At 45.1% G+C, this 19,938-nt stretch carries 16 protein-coding genes; 5 read left to right on the forward strand and 11 right to left on the reverse strand.

Annotated features, from left to right (window positions below):
* Positions 1-37 precede the first annotated feature (37 nt).
* The 5 genes from rsxC to recG all read right to left on the reverse strand — a co-directional run bounded on the left by rsxC (position 38) and on the right by recG (position 6,953).
* Complete coding sequence (gene rsxC / locus T426_RS0104160) at positions 38-1,375, reverse strand: electron transport complex subunit RsxC (protein WP_027585321.1); 1,338 nt, start codon at positions 1,373-1,375, stop codon at positions 38-40.
* 40 nt (positions 1,376-1,415) lie between these two features.
* Positions 1,416-2,303: a Fe-S cluster domain-containing protein gene (locus tag T426_RS0104165; RefSeq protein ID WP_025864239.1), complete on the reverse strand. Its 888-nt coding sequence runs from the start codon at positions 2,301-2,303 to the stop codon at positions 1,416-1,418.
* Positions 2,304-2,315: 12 nt separating this feature from the next.
* A complete protein-coding gene (locus T426_RS0104170) occupies positions 2,316-2,738 on the reverse strand; it encodes a SoxR reducing system RseC family protein (protein ID WP_025864240.1) in 423 nt (140 codons plus the stop codon).
* Between the two features lie 210 nt (positions 2,739-2,948).
* A complete protein-coding gene (locus tag T426_RS24930; RefSeq protein ID WP_025864241.1) occupies positions 2,949-4,799 on the reverse strand; it encodes a sensor histidine kinase in 1,851 nt (616 codons plus the stop codon).
* Positions 4,800-4,844: 45 nt separating this feature from the next.
* Positions 4,845-6,953, reverse strand: coding sequence for an ATP-dependent DNA helicase RecG (gene recG / locus T426_RS0104180; RefSeq protein ID WP_025864242.1), 2,109 nt, complete (start codon positions 6,951-6,953; stop codon positions 4,845-4,847).
* 100 nt (positions 6,954-7,053) lie between these two features.
* Here recG and T426_RS0104185 point away from each other — a divergent pair, with 100 nt between their 5' ends.
* From T426_RS0104185 to T426_RS0104200, 4 genes are all read left to right on the forward strand, one after another.
* Positions 7,054-7,815, forward strand: coding sequence for a hypothetical protein (locus T426_RS0104185; protein WP_025864243.1), 762 nt, complete (start codon positions 7,054-7,056; stop codon positions 7,813-7,815).
* A gap of 63 nt (positions 7,816-7,878) precedes the next feature.
* Positions 7,879-8,577, forward strand: a complete 699-nt coding sequence (locus T426_RS0104190; protein WP_025864244.1) for an ABC transporter ATP-binding protein — start codon at positions 7,879-7,881, stop codon at positions 8,575-8,577.
* Positions 8,578-8,594: 17 nt separating this feature from the next.
* Positions 8,595-9,140, forward strand: coding sequence for a cob(I)yrinic acid a,c-diamide adenosyltransferase (locus T426_RS0104195; RefSeq protein ID WP_027585322.1), 546 nt, complete (start codon positions 8,595-8,597; stop codon positions 9,138-9,140).
* Between the two features lie 86 nt (positions 9,141-9,226).
* Positions 9,227-9,448, forward strand: coding sequence for a DUF2795 domain-containing protein (locus tag T426_RS0104200; RefSeq protein ID WP_027585323.1), 222 nt, complete (start codon positions 9,227-9,229; stop codon positions 9,446-9,448).
* A 35-nt stretch (positions 9,449-9,483) separates the two neighbouring features.
* On the opposite strand, the gene T426_RS22690 is transcribed toward T426_RS0104200, so the two are convergent.
* The 6 genes from T426_RS22690 to guaB form a co-directional block, all read right to left on the reverse strand.
* Positions 9,484-11,106, reverse strand: coding sequence for an OstA-like protein (locus T426_RS22690; protein ID WP_025864245.1), 1,623 nt, complete (start codon positions 11,104-11,106; stop codon positions 9,484-9,486).
* A 31-nt stretch (positions 11,107-11,137) separates the two neighbouring features.
* Positions 11,138-12,103 carry an AAA family ATPase gene (locus T426_RS0104210; RefSeq protein WP_025864246.1) on the reverse strand — a complete coding sequence of 322 codons (966 nt, stop codon included), beginning with the start codon at positions 12,101-12,103 and terminating at the stop codon, positions 11,138-11,140.
* An 11-nt stretch (positions 12,104-12,114) separates the two neighbouring features.
* A complete protein-coding gene (locus tag T426_RS0104215) occupies positions 12,115-13,470 on the reverse strand; it encodes a peptidylprolyl isomerase (RefSeq protein ID WP_025864247.1) in 1,356 nt (451 codons plus the stop codon).
* Between the two features lie 13 nt (positions 13,471-13,483).
* Complete coding sequence (locus T426_RS0104220) at positions 13,484-14,335, reverse strand: hypothetical protein (RefSeq protein ID WP_153637590.1); 852 nt, start codon at positions 14,333-14,335, stop codon at positions 13,484-13,486.
* A complete protein-coding gene (locus tag T426_RS0104225) occupies positions 14,332-16,275 on the reverse strand; it encodes a peptidylprolyl isomerase (RefSeq protein ID WP_025864249.1) in 1,944 nt (647 codons plus the stop codon). Before T426_RS0104225 ends, T426_RS0104220 begins: the two co-directional genes overlap by 4 nt.
* A gap of 75 nt (positions 16,276-16,350) precedes the next feature.
* Complete coding sequence (gene guaB / locus T426_RS0104230) at positions 16,351-17,823, reverse strand: IMP dehydrogenase (protein ID WP_025864250.1); 1,473 nt, start codon at positions 17,821-17,823, stop codon at positions 16,351-16,353.
* 161 nt (positions 17,824-17,984) lie between these two features.
* On the opposite strand from guaB, the gene T426_RS0104235 reads away from it, so the two are divergent.
* Positions 17,985-19,892, forward strand: coding sequence for a RecQ family ATP-dependent DNA helicase (locus T426_RS0104235; protein WP_027585325.1), 1,908 nt, complete (start codon positions 17,985-17,987; stop codon positions 19,890-19,892).
* Positions 19,893-19,938 lie beyond the last annotated feature (46 nt).

Consider the following 19,938-nt stretch of genomic DNA (forward strand, 5'->3'; position numbering starts at 1 on the left):
GTATTTTTGCTGTTTGATTTGTCTGATTAATATTCGTTTAGTTTTGCGATTTCCTTGCCCGGATGAGTTTGCCCACTGTTCCTTTTCCCAACCGGATATAATCCAGTAAAGGACGATTTGACGGACAAGTGAACGAACAGGAACCACACTCGATGCAATCCATCACATGGCGGTCCTCACTGCGTTCCCACAGTTTCTTTTCCGACATGGTCATCAACAGAAATGGCTCGAGTCCCATCGGGCAAACGCTCACACATTTGCCGCACCGGATACACGGTTCCATCTCATTCCGTTTCGATTCTTTATCACGAATGAGCAAAATTCCGGATGTACCTTTGGTAACCGGAACCTCCAGCGTGGTAACGGCGCGTCCCATCATGGGGCCACCGCTAATCACTTTACCGGTATCTTCGGGCATGCCACCAGCGGCCTCTACCAGTTCGGTAACCGGTGTTCCGACACGCACCATCAGGTTCGACGGTTCTTTGACCGATTTTCCGGTTACGGTAACCACTCGCTCAACAAGGGGTTTATTTTTCATCACCGCTTCGTAAACGGCGAAGGCTGTACCTACGTTATTGACCACCGCACCAACGGCAATAGGCAATGCTCCCGAGGGAACTTCTTTGCCGGTAACGGCTTTGATGAGTTGTTTTTCTCCACCCTGCGGATATTTTACTTTCAGCGGTTGAACACTGATCTCCGGTTCGTTGGCAGTGAGATCCTTCATGCGGGTAATTGCATCGGGTTTGTTGTTTTCGATGCCAATCACCGCTTTATTCACGCCCAGCGATTTCATCAGCAACTTGGTGCCGACGATAATTTCGGCGCCTTTTTCCAGCATCAGACGATGGTCGGAGGTGAGGTAAGGTTCACATTCCACACCGTTGATGAGCAGTACCTCGGCGGTCATTCCCGGAGGCGGACTCAGTTTCACGTGCGTGGGGAAAGTCGCTCCACCTAAACCAACGATTCCGGCTGCCAAAATTTTGGCATTGATTTCCTTAGCGTCCAGATGAGTTTCTTTAATCAGGTTATTGGATGTATCGATACCTTGTTCCCATTCATCACCTGCTACATCGATGATGACTGCTTTTTTCTTGTATCCCGAAGAATCCATCACATCATCAATCTTCTTCACTTTTCCGGAAACGGATGAATGGATATTGGTGGATACAAATCCCGAACTTTGCGCGATTATCGTACCGACTTTCACTTCGTCGCCGCGTTTAACCACTACGGTGGCGGGAGCACCGATATGTTGAGCAACGGGAATACTGACGGTTTTCGGGAGGGGAAGCTTTTCGATGGCTTTACCGGCTGACAATTTATTTTCGACCGGGTGAACACCTCCCATTTTGAATGTCTTTAACACGTTGACCTCCAGTTTATCGTTAATTATTCGTTTAGTTTTATCAGGCTTTATCTGTTGTATCGGGTCCGGCTGATGTCGGCTCGGCTACCTTTTCGGTTTTGATTTTCCTTGGCGGGAAATTCTCTTCGATGATAGCTCCCGTCGGACAAACGGCTACACACTTGCGGCAAAGTTTACACTTATCCGAATCGATGAAGGCCAGGTTGTTTTCCATGGTAATGGCATCGAACGGACACTCTTTGACACATTTGCTACAACCGATACAGGCTACTTCGCATGATTTCTTTGCTGCAGCTCCTTTATCCTCATTACGGCAAGCCACATAAATCTTACGGTCTTTCGGCATTTTCTTGCGAAGCTCGAACAAGTCTTTCGGACAAGCATCGACGCAGGCACCACAAGCCACACATTTTTCATCATCTACTTCCGGAAGACCGGTTTCAGGATTCATGTGCAGGGCATCGAAATCGCAGACATCAACGCAATCACCATAACCGAGGCAACCAAAGGCACAACCAGTTTCGCCGCTGTAAAGCGCGGAAGCGGCTGTACAGGACTTAGCTCCGTCGAACGCGTTAGTTTTTGGACGAAGGTCGCAAGTTCCGTTACAACGAAGAACAGCAACTTTGGGTGCTTTCTGCACTGCTTCCAATCCGAGAATACCGGCGATGTCATTCATGCAGTCATTGCCGCCAACCGGACAGAAAAGGTTGCTCAGTTCGTTTTCTGCCACACAGGCTTCGGCGAAAGCACGACAACCGGCATATCCACAACCACCACAATTGGCGCTGGGAAGCGCTTCCTCGATCTGGTCGATACGCGGATCTTCGTGAACCATAAATTTTTGTGATACGTAGTACAGGATGATCGCAGCGACGATCCCGATGGCGCTGAGAACAACAACAGTATAGATCAGTGTAATGCTCATTTTATCTGAGGTTTAGTTCAGTTTTCGAATACTAAAATTCAGTGTTTGTTTGATTTTTTCTTTCAGGAGATATAGAATACCGTAATAAGGCACCAAAATACCCAATGCAGCCAGCGCCGCCAGCGATTCGTCGCCAGTAGTCTGAAGCAAAATAATGAGTGTGAATAAAAGTATGATAAGGGGCAGGATGTATGCAACAAAAAGTGCCCGGAATCCCTGTGATTCACTGGCAATTACTTCGACAAATTCTCCCCTGGAATAGGTACCATTCCAATTTTCAATCTCCACTTCCTTCTCCTTCATATCGGACATGTTGCACGAGCCACCGACCTGACATGATACGCAGGCTGACTGGGAAACGATTCCAACCACAATCCGATGGTCATCCACAAACTTTACAACTCCCCGATGGAAGATATTTCCCTTGTTTTCCATTTTTCCTAAACGGTAGAAAATTTTCCCGCAAATGTAACGAGCTTTTTTATCTATCAGATTATTGAGGATATATCTTTAAACACCTATTGGTAATTTAGCATTGTTTTAAATAAAATATATACAATTCGATATATAGATAATTCGAAATGACAGGCATGATAATATTATTGATAATCAGGAGAGAGCGTATTTTTCAAAAAAACAAGAAAGTTATGTGTTCTCAATTTCCGATGCGGGAAGCCGAAATCGGAAGGTGGTTCCTTTGTTTTCGGCGCTTATTACTTCGATCGCGCTATTGTTTTTTTCCAGGAATTCTTTAGACAGGATCAGACCAATACCTGTTCCCGATTCATTTTCGGTTCCTTTGGTATAGAATTTATGTCCTACCTGAAATAATTTCTTCTGATTGCTTTGTGAGATACCTACGCCAAAATCCTGAATACTAATGAGAATATGATTATTGATTGGTTCAGCGCTAATAATTACTTCGTTTTCGCGGAATGAGAATTTGATAGCATTGGAAACGAGATTCCGGATGACCGTAGCAATCATTTTCGGGTCGGCATAAGCGTGTAATCCTTCGTCGATACGAGTAACCAGTTTGATATCCTTTTTTTCTGCCTGACCGGATGGTAAGATTAATACCGCTTCAACCAGCTCTTTTACATCGAAGTCTTCGGCCTGAACCGTGAGTGTTCCGCTTTGCGCATTCCACCAGTCAAGCACATCGTCAATTAATTCGACCATGCTGCGTGATGAATAACGAATGACTTTGGCAAAACTTCGTCGTTGCTCTTCCGAGAAGGCTTCATCCTTGCTTTGCAAAACTTCCGCAAATCCCATGATGGATGAAAGCGGATTTTTCAGGTCATGTGCCAGCAGACTAATGAATTTATCCTTGGTAACATTGGCTTTGCGCAATTCCTCTTCAGAGAGCTTTAGTTTAATCTCATCCAGCCGGCGGTAAGTGAGGGTTTTGGCGACGGAACGTGCCAGGAAAAGCAACAGGATAACGACTGCCGAAAACAGCGCCCCCAATCTTCCGTATATTCTGCGTATGCCCTCTTGTATTCTCGATTCGGGTACATGTGAAATTACTTTGAAGAGATAATCCTGCGATTCCCCAAAGATGGGAAGACTGTCGAGCGGGAGATTCAAGGCACGGTAAACTTCTTTTATTCGTGTTAGTGGATGCAGGGTTTGGAAGGTAAAAAGGCCTTCTTCGTTCTGGAACTGACCGTTTTTTTCGGCCCATATTTTTTTATGAGCCTCCGGAAAATCTTCCCGGAAGGTCTTGCGTGAACTTCCGTCATTAATAAACGACCAGGTCCTTGTTGGGTCGGGATGGAGGAGGTAATAGCCCGAACGATTTACGAGCAGTGAATTTCCCTGACGGCTTCCGTCTCCTTCCAGGTATTTTCGCAAGGCATAGCCGGCATTCAGATTGAGAACCAATATGCCTTTCACCGAACCGTCTTTGTCAGGAATGGGCGTTGCAATACGGATGATGGGCTTCAGCGGAAGTTCAATTTTGCCGTTTTCTTCATTCATATCGAGTGGAGAAAGATAAACTTCGTATGGTTTGAGATGAATGGTATGGATAAAAAATTCCTGATCGGCTTTACTCTGTAAGGCATCTTCCTTCACCAGATAAGGTTTTCCGTCTTTATTCATTTTCATCCGCAGACGTTCCATCCCGTTTCTGTCGATATACCGAATCTGGTCGTAGAAAGACTTTTGTATCATCAGGTTACTGAACTCATGCGAAAGTGCCGTTTTATCCTGAATATTTGGCTTGTTGACATACTCACTCATGTGCTCTTCGTGCGAAAGGAACATGATATCGGTAACCACGAAAGCGATATCGTCAAGCAAACTCCGGTATTGAACGGCAATCTTATTCTTTTCCTGCAATTCAATATTGCTGGTGAATTCGTCGATACGAATGCGCAGATACGGAAGGAAAAACAGGGCCGCGAAACCACCGAAAAGCAGCGCATAGGTGAAAAAGTACCGGTAAAAGATGCTTCGTTGGTCGTTATTTCCGGATGTATTATTCATTAGTAAAAAAGCAAAATCAGGTTAAGTTCAAGTTCCAAGTTGTCGTCAACTTATCGAGCTCCAATTTAAATGGTTTTTTCGTAAAGCAATCAATTGTTTACGAAGCAAATTGTTTTCAGGCTTCGCCAACGCCGGGTCCTCGGTCAGAATATCAGTTGCAATATCACGGGCGTATTGTAAAATCTGACCGTCTTTAGCCAGGTTGGCAATCTTCATGTCGAAGGCCATACCCGATTGTTGTGTGCCTTCGATATCACCAGGCCCACGAAGTTTCATATCCGCTTCGGCAATTTCGAAACCGTCGTTTGTTGCCACCATGGTTTCAATGCGTTTCCTGCTTTCGGCGCCTAACTTGTATTTCGACATCAGGATACAAAACGACTGCTCGGCACCGCGTCCCACACGACCGCGTAACTGGTGCAGTTGTGACAGGCCAAAACGTTCAGTACTTTCGATGATCATCACAGAAGCATTGGGAACATCTACACCAACTTCAATCACGGTGGTAGCTACCATGATGTTGGTTTCTCCGTTCTTGAAACGCATCATCTCGGCATCTTTGTCTTTCGGACGCATTTTCCCATGCACCATACTCACATGATACTTGGGCTCGGGAAAAGCTGTTTTGATGTGTTTGTATCCTTCTTCAAGATTTTTGAAGTCCATTTTTTCCGATTCGGAAATGAGTGGGTAAACCATATAAATCTGGCGGCCAATCTCAATCTCCTTCCGCATAAAATCATACACTTTTTTGCGGTTATTCTCGAAATAGTGCATGGTTTTAATGGGCTTTCGTCCCGGTGGCAGTTCGTCGATGACGGAGACATCCAAATCACCGTAAACGGTCATGGCCAGCGTACGCGGAATAGGAGTTGCTGTCATCACCAGCACATGAGGCGGGACATAGTTCTTTCGCCATAAACGGGCACGCTGAGCCACGCCAAACCGGTGTTGCTCGTCGACGATGACCATCCCGAGATTTTTGAACTTTACTTTTTCTTCCAGTAGGGCATGGGTTCCAATCAGAATATGAAGTTCGCCGTTTTCCAGCTGTTCATGGATTTCTTTTCGTTCCGATTTCTTCGTAGAGCCGGTGAGCAAACGGACATTTACCGACATATTGCCCAGAAATTTCTTAATGGAGTCGTAGTGCTGGTTGGCCAGAATTTCCGTCGGCGCCATCATGCTTGACTGGAAACCGTTGTCGAGCGCCATGAGCATGGTCATCAGCCCAACCATCGTTTTTCCACTTCCTACATCTCCCTGGAGCAGACGGTTCATCTGTTTGCCCGAACCCACATCTTTCCTTATTTCTTTAATCACCCGCTTTTGTGCTCCCGTGAGCTCGAACGGCAGATGGTTGTGAAAAAATTCATTGAAGTAATCGCCGATAATGGTGAAGGGGTGCCCCCTGAATTTCGTTTGGCGGTCGGCTTTCAGGTGAAGAATTTTCAACTGAATGTAAAACAGTTCTTCAAATTTAAGACGGTATTCCGCTTTGCGTAACGCATTGGGATTTTGCGGAAAATGAATGTTTCCGATGGCCTCGGGTAACGACAAGAGGTGATACTTTTCGACCAGCCAGGCCGGCAAAGTTTCTTTGAGTTTTCCTTTGGCTAACGGAAAAAGATTTTGCTGAAGTTTTAGAATCGCTTTCGAGTTTAGAAAACCCTTCTTCAGTTTCTCCGTCGTATTATAAAATGCCTGAATGTAACCCTGTACCTGCTTTCCTTGTTGATTGTCGGCTTCTTCCAATTCCGGGTGGACAATGTTGTACTGGCCGTTGAATTCGGTTGGTTTCCCGAAAACAACGTACTGCTTGGTTGTATTTAGCGTTGAACGGACATATTTGATTCCTTTGAACCAAACCAGTTCGAGTATTCCGGTGCCATCGGTGAAAAAGGCGACCAGACGCTGACTGCGTCCTTCACCAACGACTTCGGTGCCGGTAATTCGTCCTTTTACCTGGATGTAGGGCAATTTCGAATCAATTTCCTTGATGTTGTAAAACCGGGTCCGGTCGACATATTTGAATGGGAAGTAGTAAAGCAGATCCCGGAAAGTGAAAATTTTCAGTTCACTGTTTAGCAAACTGGCTCGCCTGGGGCCTACTCCCGGCAGGAATTTGATATCTTGGTCAAGAAATTCAGGCATGAAGCAAATATAACAATAAAATATACTTACTTCCTGCGTGCAGAATGGAGGAAAAACCTGACTTTTGCGAAAAAGAAATGCATCTTTTCAATTTCCGTTTATGTCCCTATTTCAGCTGAAACGTCATATTGCTTATTGGTTAACAGCCCGGCACCGGTATGGTCATGGTATACATTCTCCTTATCTTTTTGGATTGCTGACAAACGTGGTTGAAAATCAGGGAAGTTACTATGCTTATGAAACGATAGACAAAGCGTGGGCATCGTTGATGCGTTCCAACGTGCAGGTTCCCGGAAGTGCTTCGGAGTATGAGGATATATCGGAAAAACTGAAGCTGCTGGTCCGGAGATATGATTTACTGCCGAAATACGGGAAAATGTTGTTTCGGCTGGTCAACGAATTTCAACCGAAAACCGTCATTTGTGCAGGGCCGGTTTCCGGAATGAGTTTGTTGTATCTGGCAAAAGCTGATAGCCGGATTCCTGTTTTTCATTACGACGGAAAACCCGAACTTCTTCCGGTGACGAACTATTTGTTGGAGAAATCGAAGGTTGCGAATGTATCAGTTTATCAGGATTTGCCGGATTTTTCAGCAGCCGAGTTAGACAATTCTTTCGTGCTCATTAGTTATCCCGAAGCTCCGGAACGTTGCCGTGAATTGATTCAAGATATCATCCGAAATCAAGGGAAAAAGCCTAAGGCCATTGTCGTGAACGGAATCCATCATAGTTCGCAAATGGAAACTATCTGGAAAGAATTGACAGAACAGGAATCAGTGCGTGTTTCACTTGATTTTTTTACCTTAGGTTTGGCTATCTGCCTGACGGATTTGCAGAAAGAAAATTTTGTGATAAGATATTAACAAGGCATTGGATGAACCGTTGCAATTCCGTTAACTTTGTATAAAGTTGAAATATTCTGTTAAATGGAAAAAGTCATTCAACTCAACAACGTCATTAAGAACTATTATGTAGGCACACAAGTTGTGCACGCCTTGCGTTCGGTTTCTCTTTCGATTGACAAAGGAGATTATGTGACCATTATGGGGGCGTCAGGTTCTGGCAAGTCCACATTGATGAACATCATCGGATGCCTTGATACACCGACAGGAGGTTCTTATCACCTGAATAACATTGATGTGGGATCGTTGGATGATGATCGGCTGGCGGAAATTCGCAACGATGAAATCGGTTTTGTTTTTCAAACCTTTAATTTACTGCCCCGTTATTCGGCTCTCGAGAATGTGATGTTGCCGCTTGTTTATGCCGGTATTGGCCGGAAAAAGCGTGAGCAGCAAGCTTTGGACCAACTAATTCAGGTGGGCCTTGAAGATCGGGTAGAACACAAACCGAATGAGTTGTCGGGCGGTCAGCGGCAACGGGTCGCTGTCGCCAGAGCTCTGGTGAATCATCCTTCCATTTTATTGGCCGATGAACCGACTGGTAATCTCGATTCAAAGATTTCGGAAGATATCATGAAACTCTTTGCCGAGATTCATAAACTGGGAAATACCATTATTCTGGTTACTCACGAGGAAGATATTGCTCTGCACGCGCATCGCATTATCAAACTCAAGGATGGTGAAGTTGAAGCTGATTACCGTAACAGTAATCCGATTTATTAACGTTAAATCTTTTTCAAATGAGTGTATATACCCGCACCGGAGACGACGGAACAACCGGCCTGATAGGTGGCTCACGCGTCCCCAAGTCAGATTCACGTCTGGAGGCCTATGGTACTGTTGACGAATTGAACTCATGGATCGGTTTGATTCGTTCGCAGGATATCATGCAGTCTGATAAAGAAGAACTTATTCAGATTCAGAATAAATTATTTGTTATTGGTGCCCGGTTAGCCACCGATACCGACAGGGTAGACAGCAAAGATCATTTGCCGTGTTGCGAAGAAGATGTGAAACAACTCGAGAATGAGATGGACAAGATTCTGTCTGGGCTTCCGGCGCTTACACATTTCATCCTTCCGGGAGGAAATAACCCGGTATCGTACTGCCATCTGGCACGTACGGTTTGTCGCCGCGCCGAACGAAATGTTTATAAATTGTCCCAAAATGTCGACATACCACACGAAATAATTAAATATTTGAACCGTTTGTCAGATTACCTGTTTGTCTTATCCCGGAAGGTATCCTATGAGACAGGGGCGGAAGAAATCGCCTGGAAAGCGTAAAAAAGATTGAAAATTAGGCATCAACTTTTAAAAAAAAATGCTTATAATCGCAAAAAAAGCGAGGTATAATATAATTAAATAATATTATGTATTGGACATTGGAACTAGCGTCAAAATTGGAGGATGCTCCCTGGCCTGCAAGCAAGGATGAGTTGATCGATTATGGCATCCGATCAGGAGCACCCTTAGAAGTCATCGAGAATTTACAGGAGATTGAGGATGAGGGCGAAATATACGAATCCATCGAAGATATTTGGCCGGATTATCCAAGTAAGGATGATTTCTTCTTCAACGAAGATGAGTATTAAATAGGTTTTTATTTAGCGACGTGTCCTTAAGGAAATTATTTGGGCGCAGATTCAATTTTGTTTTGTGTCTGCGCTTTTTCTTTGGGGCGCAACACTTTCTTCTTCTCCTTTTGAAAAACATCGTACCGGTTTTTGGGTCTCTCTTCCGGTCTCCAGTTAAATCCCTGCAACATCGTTTCACTTGTATTCACGTCATCCAACGGAAGCATTTTGGCGTCGGGGCGGGTAATGAAGGTAATGTTGTTAATGTGGCCGTCGGTCAGGTAAATGTTGATATTGCTGCTCTCTACCCGGTTTAGCCCGATGTAGCTGTTTTTATCTTTGGCAAAATATATCGAACGGCCGTTGCCATTCACTTCTACTTTATACAGGTTATTGTCACGGATATAACCGAGCATGTCTTTTCCGCTGATTTGGTTGAACTTCGCTGAATCTTCTTCCGAAATAATGAAGGCATTATTCTCCATATTCACGATGTCCGGTGATTTTTCGTGTGTGGTCATTTTTACCACGTCAGCAGTCATCTGATTGTTCTGTGACCACAATATCGGGTCGTGATACATTTCGATGGTCGAATCATTCATTTGATAAGCCAGCGAATCGCACTTTCCCTGTATGTCGGAACGGAAAAAGCGAACACCATAATAGGCGAGGAATATCTTCTGGTCTTTTTTTGTTAATGATGTATCCGGAATGGAACGCAACGTGTCGGCATGCATGAATAACGTATCCTTTGGGGAATATTGCATAAACAACGCCGAATCGGTGACCATTGCTTTATCACTGATTTCGTTGTATATCGCATGTTTCCCGGTAATAACCGTATGATTTTTTAGGTCGGTCAGTTTTACCTTGTGAAAAGCTTTCCCATCGCCGGTATTCTTGTTGTAGTACAATGTGTCGCCTTCCAGAATCTGGTCATTGCGTTCGAGGCGTGAATCTTTATATAATTCGGAGATATTGGTCTGGGTATCGTACCATCCGCTTTTCGAGAAGAGTTGACCTTTTTCTTTGGTTCCCACGATGGTAGTAGGGCCAACAATGCGAACACGTTTTATTTTGCTCAAATACTCGAGTGTATCGGCATGCATCACAAAATCCTTGTTGGTTACTTTCACCGAGTCTTTGAAGAAGAGAAGATCCCGATCAGCGTAATAGCGTCCAATCCAGCTGGTCAGCACGTTGGCTGTATCCACAATTTTTCCTCCGTGGTTGTAATACCCGATATTGGTATTCATGTTAAAATCAAGTGAATCGGTGGTCAGCGTAACATTTTTGTTGATGAGTTTAACATCCCGGCGAACCCTGGCCATCCGGGTGTCGCCATTGTAATTCAGGTACTGTCCGTAAAGGTGGAGTGTGTCTCCCTGGATGATGTGAACATGGCCAAAGGCATCGACCATATTTTTGCTGTTGTATGAGTATGCGCTGTCGCAGGTCATGACAATGCCCTGGTGGTGCAGCCTCACATGACCAATCAATCGTTGCGCATCAGCAACGATTTTCTCATTATACATTAAACTATCGGCATGATCCAGTTCAATTCTTCTCTTTTTCTTCTGCGGCTGTGGTTGAGGTGTATACGATTGCAGTGAAAACAGGGCAATAACTGTTATCAAAAAAAGAAAGGCATTTCGATATGTTGCCAATAGCTTCATTATTGATTTTTCAAATTAATGGTAGAAGTGACTATTTCATAAGTTGGGCGATGATGTCATCGACTCCGATTCCTTCCGCTTCCGCCTTGTAGTTCTTGATAATCCGGTGGCGTAAGATGGCTGTTGCTACAGCTTTTACATCTTCGATATCGGGCGAATACTTGCCATGCAACGCGGCATGTGTTTTCGCGCCCAGAACCAGAAACTGAGATGCTCTCGGACCAGCTCCCCACTTGAGGTATTCGTTGGTTATATCCGGAGCGTGCTCTGTCCCCGGACGGGTTTTTGCTGCCAGTGTAACGGCATACCTCAGCACGTTGTCGTTAATCGGAACACGTTTTATCAATTCCTGAAAATGCAAAATCTCTTCGGCTGAAATAATATTTTTTGCCTCGTTATAATAGTCGGAAGTGGTGTTCCTCACGATAGTCATTTCATCTTCATGAGCAGGATAGTCCAGCCAGATGGAAAACATAAAACGATCGAGCTGCGCTTCGGGCAGGGGATAGGTTCCTTCCTGCTCAATCGGGTTTTGTGTGGCCAATACGAAAAACGGCTCATCCAGTTTATAGCTAGTGCCAGCCGAAGTTATCGCCTTTTCCTGCATGGCCTCGAGCAACGCTGCCTGCGTTTTGGGCGGTGTCCGGTTGATTTCGTCGGCAAGAATGATGTTAGCGAACAACGGGCCTTTCACAAACTTGAATGCCCGGTCTTTGTCCAAAATTTCCGTACCAATAATATCGGACGGCATCAGATCTGGAGTAAACTGAATGCGCTTGTAGTGGAGACCGAGAACCTGGGCAATGGTGTTCACCAGGAGTGTTTTGGCTAACCCCGGAACTCCAATCAGCAGACAATGTCCTTTACTGAAAATGGAAATCAGGACTTGTTTGATGATTTCGTCCTGACCATAGATAACCTTTTGTATTTCGCGAAGAAGCTCGCCGTGCTTTACACGTAAAGCGTCGACGGCTTCTGTATCATTCTTAAACATCATGTTCCAGGTGATTATTTAACCCAGTTCTTGAACTTGAAGTTACAATTAACATACGAATCGTCAATGCGGACATATGTTTTTGCCACCCGGTCAGCAATCCAGTCCTCGTATACCTTTTCTTTTTTCTTTTGTAGGCACATATCACTTAGCGTCTGGTAGTCTTCTGCCAGGTTAGCTTTGTGCGGTTCCGTTTTATCAAGCAGTTTGACAATCGTATATACCTGACGCTGACGTTTTGGGTCGAGCATGAGGAACGGATCGGAGATTTCACCGATTTTCATCTTGGTAATCACCTTACTTACTGCCGGATCTAATTGGCTGGCTTCGAACTTGGAAGAACCGGTTTGCGGATTAATTACCAATCCTTTGTTGTTCCGGGTATCTTTGTCGAATGAGTAGAGATAAGCAGCTTTTTCCCATGAAATACTGTCGCGACGAATGTAATCGGCAATACTGTCGATGTGCTGTTTGGCATGCTCCAGCTCTTCCGGTTCCACTTTGGGTTTGATAATGATATGGCGAACATTCACTTTTTCACCTTTCCGGTCGATGAGCTGAATGATGTGGTAACCCATTTCACTCTTCACTACTTTCGATACTTTTCCCGGTTTCAGGTTGAAAGCTACGGCTGCGAATGCCGGATCGAGCTGACCACGTCCCAGGTAACCCAATTCTCCACCGTTTCGTGCTGAAGGACCTTCGGAATACAGAACAGCCAGTGTGGCAAAATTTTCTCCGTTTTCAACTCTCTTTTTCAAATCACGAAGCTGCGTTTTAACCCGAAGATCTTCTTTCTCACTAATCTTGGGAAGTACCGTAATTTCGGCGTATTCCAACTGTTCTTTCACCATCGGGATTTCATCCGGCTTCATATTTTTATAAAAACGGCGAACTTCTGATGGTGTAACGGTCACATCTTCGGTGATTTTAGAATGCATCTGCTGCGTCATCAGCTGTTCACGGATGGCATCCTCCATGTCGGCTTTGATTTGGATGATGGGTTTGTGGAAATATTCTTCCACTTCTTTTTCCGATCCAATGTGTTCGATGAAATATTGCATACGGCGGTCCATCTCCTGGTTGATCTGGTTGTCCGTTACTGTAATAGTCGTGTCGAGTTCAGCTTCCGCCAGCAACAGTTTTTGTTCGAGTAAATTCTCCAGAATCTCGCATTTCATGTCCCCGGTTGAAGTGGCACCCTGTGCCTGCATCTGAAGATACTGTGTTTCGATGTCAGATTTCAGAATAACATTTCCTCCAACCACAGCAACTATCTGGTCAATGACTTTGTCCTGGCCAAACGTTTGAGCCGAAGCTGCGAACAAAAACAGAACAGGCAGTAAAATTTTTAATGTATGTTTCAGCATATCGTAGTGATTATCATTTCATAATGGTAAAAAGATCTTCTTCTTCGCCTTTTTCGTATATTTTTTTCTCGAGCTCCTTAATTAGCTCCATTTTTCGGCTGTTCAAAATTAAGTTTTCTATCCGATCCTTCACAAAGTTGAATGGTGCTTTTTCCCCTTTTAAGCGAAAATCTTTAATAGCAACGTAATAGGTGCTTGTCGAATCAGTCGTTTCAATGAAATTGTTTCGATGCAAATATCGATCCGCGTTCATAATTTCCATAGGTAAACGCGACTCAATGCGACTGAATTCCATCCATTTATCGGAAAAATTGTCGTATTTGGTAGCGTATTGAAAACTAAATACTTCCAACGCTGACATATCTTTCGACTTATTGGACAGCATCCACTTTTTTATTTCGCCAGCCCTGCCAACCTCCTTGGGAACCTCCATGTATATTCCCTGAATCAGATCCTGATTGAGATTGAATTTCTCCGGATTGTGGTCATAAAAATCGCGAATATCTTTTTCTGTCACAACGGTGTCGAGTCGTTGTCGTACCCATTCTTCCTGGTATTTATGAATTAACAGCGATGCCCGGTACTCCTCCAACTCATGTTGAACATTTTTTTGTTCGGAAGTCAGGTTTTCTTCCGCTTTTTGCAAAATCAATTCCTGATGAATCCATCGTTGGATGTAATCGCTGGCCAGGCGGGTGCTGTCTGTGCTGTTCAAATCATTCGGAATTGCACTGGCTAAATCTTTCCTGTAAAGGTATTTATCGCCAACTTTGGCAATCGCATCTTTCCCGTTTTCTTTATTTCCTTTTTGACAGGCAGTAAAAAGAATCATCATGCCTGTTAGTGCTAAAAATATCTTCCTCATTTTTCTGCCGTGTGCTTCAATATTTTGTTCATCACCTGATGTTTTATCTTAACCGGATATTTTTGCCGAAGTTGCTTTACCCATTGTTTTTCCAGGAAATCCTGGTAATCGGCCAGACATGTTCCCCGCACTTCGTTTAACGGTTTGAATCCTCCAGGTTGCTGTTTCCCCTGCAGTACTGCCAATTCGGAATGTGCATTTGTGGCAGCATCCTTATCATTGAAGATGTAAAAATCGACAATGGGGTTGTCTCCTAATTTAAATTTTCCCGTTCGCTGTGAAAATCCCTTCAGGTCCTTAAATTTTTCGATGATGGTTGTACTGTCTTTCCCCGCTTCTACCATTTTGTCAACCTCTGTTGCCGTTTTCTGCGAGGGACAAAGATAAACAGTCCCATCAAAATACCTTTCCGTTCTGAATTTTTCACGATGATTTGCATAAAATTCCTTTAATCCGGTAGTGTCTTTTACTGCTTTTTGCCAGACTTTTTGGTCGGTAATGTTGAATAACAACAGGCCATCATGATACTCTTTCACCAGTAACCGGAATTCCGGGTATTTTTTTTCGAGTTGCGAATCTTCGTAATTCAGAAAACTTTGGTCCTTGAAACGATTGTAGTAATTGTCAATTTGAGTCTGCGTCAATGGCTGGTGTGTGTGGTCTTTTTGTTTGATGAAATTGAGGAACTTATCGCCGTTAACCGGTTTGAGGTTAATGCTGAATAAGTTAGTTGTTGACTCGACTTTCGTCTGAAGAGAGTCCTTGCTGAAACCTTCCAGTGATGCTAACCATTCTGGGGTTGCCGAATTTTCGTTGAATGGATATTCCGATTTCAGTTTCCTGATGAATGCTGCTTTGGCTTTCTGGTTTCTTTCCGGCGACTTTTTCAGATTCTCAACAATTTTTGGACGCAACTCATCGAATGAGGGAACCGGTTTGATGGCAAGCCTTTTAACGATGTGCCATCCATATTGTGAACGAATGGGCTTTGAATAATCTCCGTCTTTTTTCAGTGCAAAAGCCGCTTCTGCAATTTCGGGAATCATACGCCCGGCACGAAACCACGGTAGCGCACCGCCGTTGGCACCGCTCTTTTTATCGTCGGAGTATTTTTTTGCCAGTTGGGCGAAGTCGGCTCCATTTTGCAACATTTGATAAATGCTGTCGGCTTTGGCGTGAATTTGTGCATCGACTTCAGGGCTGCTTCCCGGTCGCACAAAAAACATGATGTGGGCGGCATGCATTTCGCCTGGCGAAGGTCGTTTGTCTTCTACTTTAATCAGATGATAACCGAAACGCGTACGAACAATCGGCGAGATGTGTCCCACTGGTGTATTATAAGCTGCCTTTTCGAACGGATAAACCATCATGAATCCGCTGAAATATCCCAACTCTCCTTTGTTTGTTCTGGCTGACGGATCTTCTGAGTAGTTAAGAGCTAATTTGGCAAAATCGTCTCCATTAACGGCGCGTTGTCGTAAAGCGTTGATTTGCTTCCACGCTTTCAGAGTATCGGCCGGTGATGCATTGGGCGGAATCCTTATCAGGATATGAGACGCTTTTACCTCTGTTATCATCCGGTTGTACATCGTACGGATCAATTGCTCGTCGATGGTGGAATCGGTGAGATAAGGTGACGCTGATTCTTCCCGGTAACGGGCAAGTTCACTTTTGAATGAACTCAGCGTATCCATTCCAAGCGCTTCCGCTGCGCGAACTTTCAATTTAAAGTCGATGAAAAGCTGTAAATACTGTTGAGGTGTTTTTTGAAGCGAATCCGGCAGACTCAGGTTATTTTTCCGGTACATCCGGAGAAATTCGTCGCTGTAAATTTTATCTCCGCCAATGGTCATGATGACTTGTTTCTCTTTCGCGTTAGCCGAAATTCCGGTTAACGTCAGCAGGAGAAGAAGCAGTACACTGCAAATGGATTTGAACATGAACTTAAGGGCTATTTAGCTAAAAAATGAAATAAGTCTGTCGGTTGCTCCGGTTTTGAAATTGAAGTTAAGTGTTTATTCCCGTGAATAATTGGGGGCTTCACGGGTAATAGAAACGTCATGTGGATGACTTTCGGTAACGCCTGCGTTGGTGATTCGGGTGAATTTTGCCTCGTGCAGTTTGTGAATGTTGTGAGCACCGCAATAACCCATTCCGGCACGTAAGCCGCCAATCATCTGGAAGAGGACTTCATCCAGCGTGCCTTTATAAGGAACCCGGGCTACGATGCCTTCGGGAACCAGCTTCTTGATATCGTCTTCCACATCCTGGAAGTAGCGGTCTTTCGAGCCTTGTTGCATAGCCTCGATGGAGCCCATTCCACGATAGGATTTGAATTTCCTCCCCTGGTAAATGATGGTTTCGCCGGGCGATTCTTCCACACCGGCAAACAAGGAACCTGCCATCACACTGTGCGCCCCGGCCGCCAACGCCTTCACAATATCGCCGGAATAACGTAAACCGCCGTCAGCAATGACCGGAACGCCGCTGTTTTTAATGGCTTTGGCTACATTGTAAATGGCGGAGAGCTGGGGAATTCCGACTCCTGCTACGATACGGGTTGTGCAAATGGAACCCGGACCAATACCGACTTTAACTGCATCTGCTCCGGCAAAAACCAGTTCGGAAGCGGCTTCGGCCGTTCCAATGTTTCCAACAACGAATTCCTTTTCAGGGTACTTATTTTTTGCCTTCTTGAGCATCTCTAAAACGCCACGCGAATGACCGTGTGCCGTGTCAATGACAATCGCATCGACCTGTGCTTCTACCAGCGCATCAATCCGGTCGATGGTGTCGTGCGTTACACCGACGGCTGCAGCCACCCGCAGGCGGCCTTTCTCGTCTTTGCAGGCGCGGGGCTTGTCTTTCGCTTTGGTAATGTCTTTATATGTCACCAATCCAATAAGTTTATTGTGCTTGTCGACGACCGGCAACTTTTCAATTTTGTATTGTTGTAAGATATCGGCCGCCTTTTCCAGGTTGGTCGATACATCCGTCGTAATCAGGTTTTCCACCGTCATTACTTCTGCAATCGGACGCTGTAAATCTCTTTCGAAGCGAAGATCACGGTTGGTCACAATCCCCACTAGCAAGCCGGCTGCATCCACAACCGGAATACCACCAATCTTGAACGTTTCCATAATCGAAAGGGCATCACCTACTTTCTTCTCTTTCGAGATGGTAATCGGATCGTAGATCATCCCGTTTTCTGCCCGCTTCACAATGGTCACCTGCTTTGCCTGCGCTTCGATGCTCATGTTTTTATGAATCACCCCGATACCTCCTTCGCGAGCGATGGCCATAGCTAACTTCGCATCGGTTACCGTATCCATAGCCGCGGAAACAATTGGCGTATTCAACTGGATGTTCCGTGTAAATTTGGAGGAAATATCCACGTCTCTGGGAAGTACTTCGGAGTATGCGGGTACCAAGAGTACATCATCAAAGGTCAGGCCTTCATGAACAACTTTATCGGACAGAAACGACATGGGTAAAGCTTTTAGGTGAATGATGGGCTAAAATAAGAAAAATGTGCGAAATGTACTTCATCTGTTGCCGTGGTTTAGACGTGAAATTATCAGTGATGCGAAAGAAAATGAATCGCACTGTTTTTGATGAGGGTATTTCCTAAATTTGTGCAACTGATTATATGAGCGATTTTCATCAAATATTAAAGAAATACTGGGGGTACGACGATTTTCGTCCACTGCAGGAAGAGATCATCCGTTCGGTTGAATCCGGAAAGGATACACTGGGGTTGATGCCCACTGGCGGGGGAAAGTCCATCACGTTCCAGGTTTTCTCGATGGCCAACGAGGGGATATGCCTGGTGGTAACGCCATTGATTGCGCTCATGAAGGACCAGGTGGAAAACCTGAAAAAGCGCCGTATTAAAGCCTTGGCCGTGTATTCGGGAATGACCTCCATGGAGATTGACGTTACGCTGAAGAATGCAGTTTACGGAGATTATAAGTTTCTGTATGTTTCTCCGGAACGGCTGGCCAGCAGTTCCTTTCAGGATTACTTGCACCGGATGAAACTCAACCTGATTACGGTTGACGAAGCGCATTGTATTTCGCAGTGGGGATATGATTTCCGTCCTTCGTACCTGAATATTGCTTCTTTGCGTGAGCATTTCCCCGATGTTCCGGTTTTAGCGCTTACAGCAACAGCTACTCCAGATGTGGTCGACGATATTCAGGACAAACTGAAGTTTGCCGAGAAGAATGTCCTGCAAAAAAGCTTCTACCGTGAAAATCTGGTGTACATGGTCCGGCAGAAGGAAGATAAGCTGGGCTACCTGGTCGAAACGGTGAAAAAGGCGAAAGGCAGCGGTGTAATATATGTCCGCAGTCGAAAGAAAACGCGGGAGATTACCGAATTGCTAAGACGGGAGCGTGTTTCTGCCGATTTTTACCATGCCGGGCTGGCACCGGAAATCCGGGCCACGAAGCAGGATGAGTGGATGAATGGTAAATCGAGGGTGATTGTGGCGACTAATGCGTTTGGCATGGGAATCGACAAGCCGGATGTTCGTTTTGTGATTCACGTCGATTTGCCCGATTCACTGGAGGCTTACTTTCAGGAAGCTGGCCGGGCTGGTCGTGACGGGAAAAAAGCCGCAGCTGTTCTGCTGTTCAATGCCACCGATAAACGACGACTGCACAAACAGGTGACAGATAGTTTTCCACAAATGGATATGATTCGCCGGGTTTACCAGGCGTTAGGGAACTATTTCAGCGTGGCTGTCGGAACGGCCAAAGGACGGGTTCTCGATTTTAACCTGGCCGATTTTTCGCGCAATTTCAATTTTCAGCCGCTGGCTGTTTTTCATTGCCTGAAAATATTGCAACGCGAAGGCTACCTCGAATTCACCGATGAACTGGAACATTCGTCACGCATTTTTTTCCGGGTGAACCGCGATGAGCTATATAAATTCCAGGTAGCCAATGCCTCTTTCGATGCATTCATCAAGCTAATACTTCGTTCGTATACCGGCGTTTTTAGCGAATTCACGGTAGTAAATGAACGGATTTTAGCACAACGGGCCAAAACCACCGTTGATGTGGTGAAGGAATACCTGACCCGGTTGAATGCATTGAATGTGATCCGCTACATTCCCAGACGGAAGAGTGCACTGATTATTTTTACCAAGGAGCGGATTGACGAAAAACGGATCAAAATCAGTCCGGAGAATTACGCCATTCGTAAGCAACGGTTCCTCGACAGGGTAGATGCCGTTATTCGCTATGCTGCCCGGGAGGAGCAATGCCGGAGTGTGGTTCTGCTCGATTATTTTGGGCAGACCGATGGTCAACCTTGTGGTGAGTGTGATGTCTGCCGGCAGGAGCATCAGGCCGGTGTTACCCGTTCGGAGTTTGAGCAGATTTCCCGGAAGGTGAATGATTTGTTACTGGAGAAGCCATTGCCGATTCAGGATTTGGTGCAAGAATTAGATGGGAAGGAAAAGCAGGTGCTGGGTGTAACCCGCTGGATGCTGGATAATGGCGATATAATAAATGGTTCGGATGGGCGTTTACATAGTAGAGAATCCTGACAAAAGCTAAACGCGCGCTCCTGAGTTCTCTCGCTTTTTTATATTA

The organism is Prolixibacter bellariivorans ATCC BAA-1284 (assembly GCF_000621705.1).
Taxonomy (GTDB): Bacteria; Bacteroidota; Bacteroidia; order Bacteroidales; family Prolixibacteraceae; genus Prolixibacter; species Prolixibacter bellariivorans.

Coding starts and splice junctions, on each gene's coding strand:
- T426_RS0104165 (WP_025864239.1), bottom strand. CDS start 2,303: ATGAGCATTACACTGATCTATACTGTTGTTGTTCTCAGCGCCATCGGG.
- T426_RS0104170 (WP_025864240.1), bottom strand. CDS start 2,738: ATGGAAAACAAGGGAAATATCTTCCATCGGGGAGTTGTAAAGTTTGTG.
- T426_RS24930 (WP_025864241.1), bottom strand. CDS start 4,799: ATGAATAATACATCCGGAAATAACGACCAACGAAGCATCTTTTACCGG.
- recG (WP_025864242.1), bottom strand. CDS start 6,953: ATGCCTGAATTTCTTGACCAAGATATCAAATTCCTGCCGGGAGTAGGC.
- T426_RS0104185 (WP_025864243.1), top strand. CDS start 7,054: ATGTCCCTATTTCAGCTGAAACGTCATATTGCTTATTGGTTAACAGCC.
- T426_RS0104190 (WP_025864244.1), top strand. CDS start 7,879: ATGGAAAAAGTCATTCAACTCAACAACGTCATTAAGAACTATTATGTA.
- T426_RS0104195 (WP_027585322.1), top strand. CDS start 8,595: ATGAGTGTATATACCCGCACCGGAGACGACGGAACAACCGGCCTGATA.
- T426_RS0104200 (WP_027585323.1), top strand. CDS start 9,227: ATGTATTGGACATTGGAACTAGCGTCAAAATTGGAGGATGCTCCCTGG.
- T426_RS22690 (WP_025864245.1), bottom strand. CDS start 11,106: ATGAAGCTATTGGCAACATATCGAAATGCCTTTCTTTTTTTGATAACA.
- T426_RS0104210 (WP_025864246.1), bottom strand. CDS start 12,103: ATGATGTTTAAGAATGATACAGAAGCCGTCGACGCTTTACGTGTAAAG.
- T426_RS0104215 (WP_025864247.1), bottom strand. CDS start 13,470: ATGCTGAAACATACATTAAAAATTTTACTGCCTGTTCTGTTTTTGTTC.
- T426_RS0104220 (WP_153637590.1), bottom strand. CDS start 14,335: ATGAGGAAGATATTTTTAGCACTAACAGGCATGATGATTCTTTTTACT.
- T426_RS0104225 (WP_025864249.1), bottom strand. CDS start 16,275: ATGTTCAAATCCATTTGCAGTGTACTGCTTCTTCTCCTGCTGACGTTA.
- guaB (WP_025864250.1), bottom strand. CDS start 17,823: ATGTCGTTTCTGTCCGATAAAGTTGTTCATGAAGGCCTGACCTTTGAT.
- T426_RS0104235 (WP_027585325.1), top strand. CDS start 17,985: ATGAGCGATTTTCATCAAATATTAAAGAAATACTGGGGGTACGACGAT.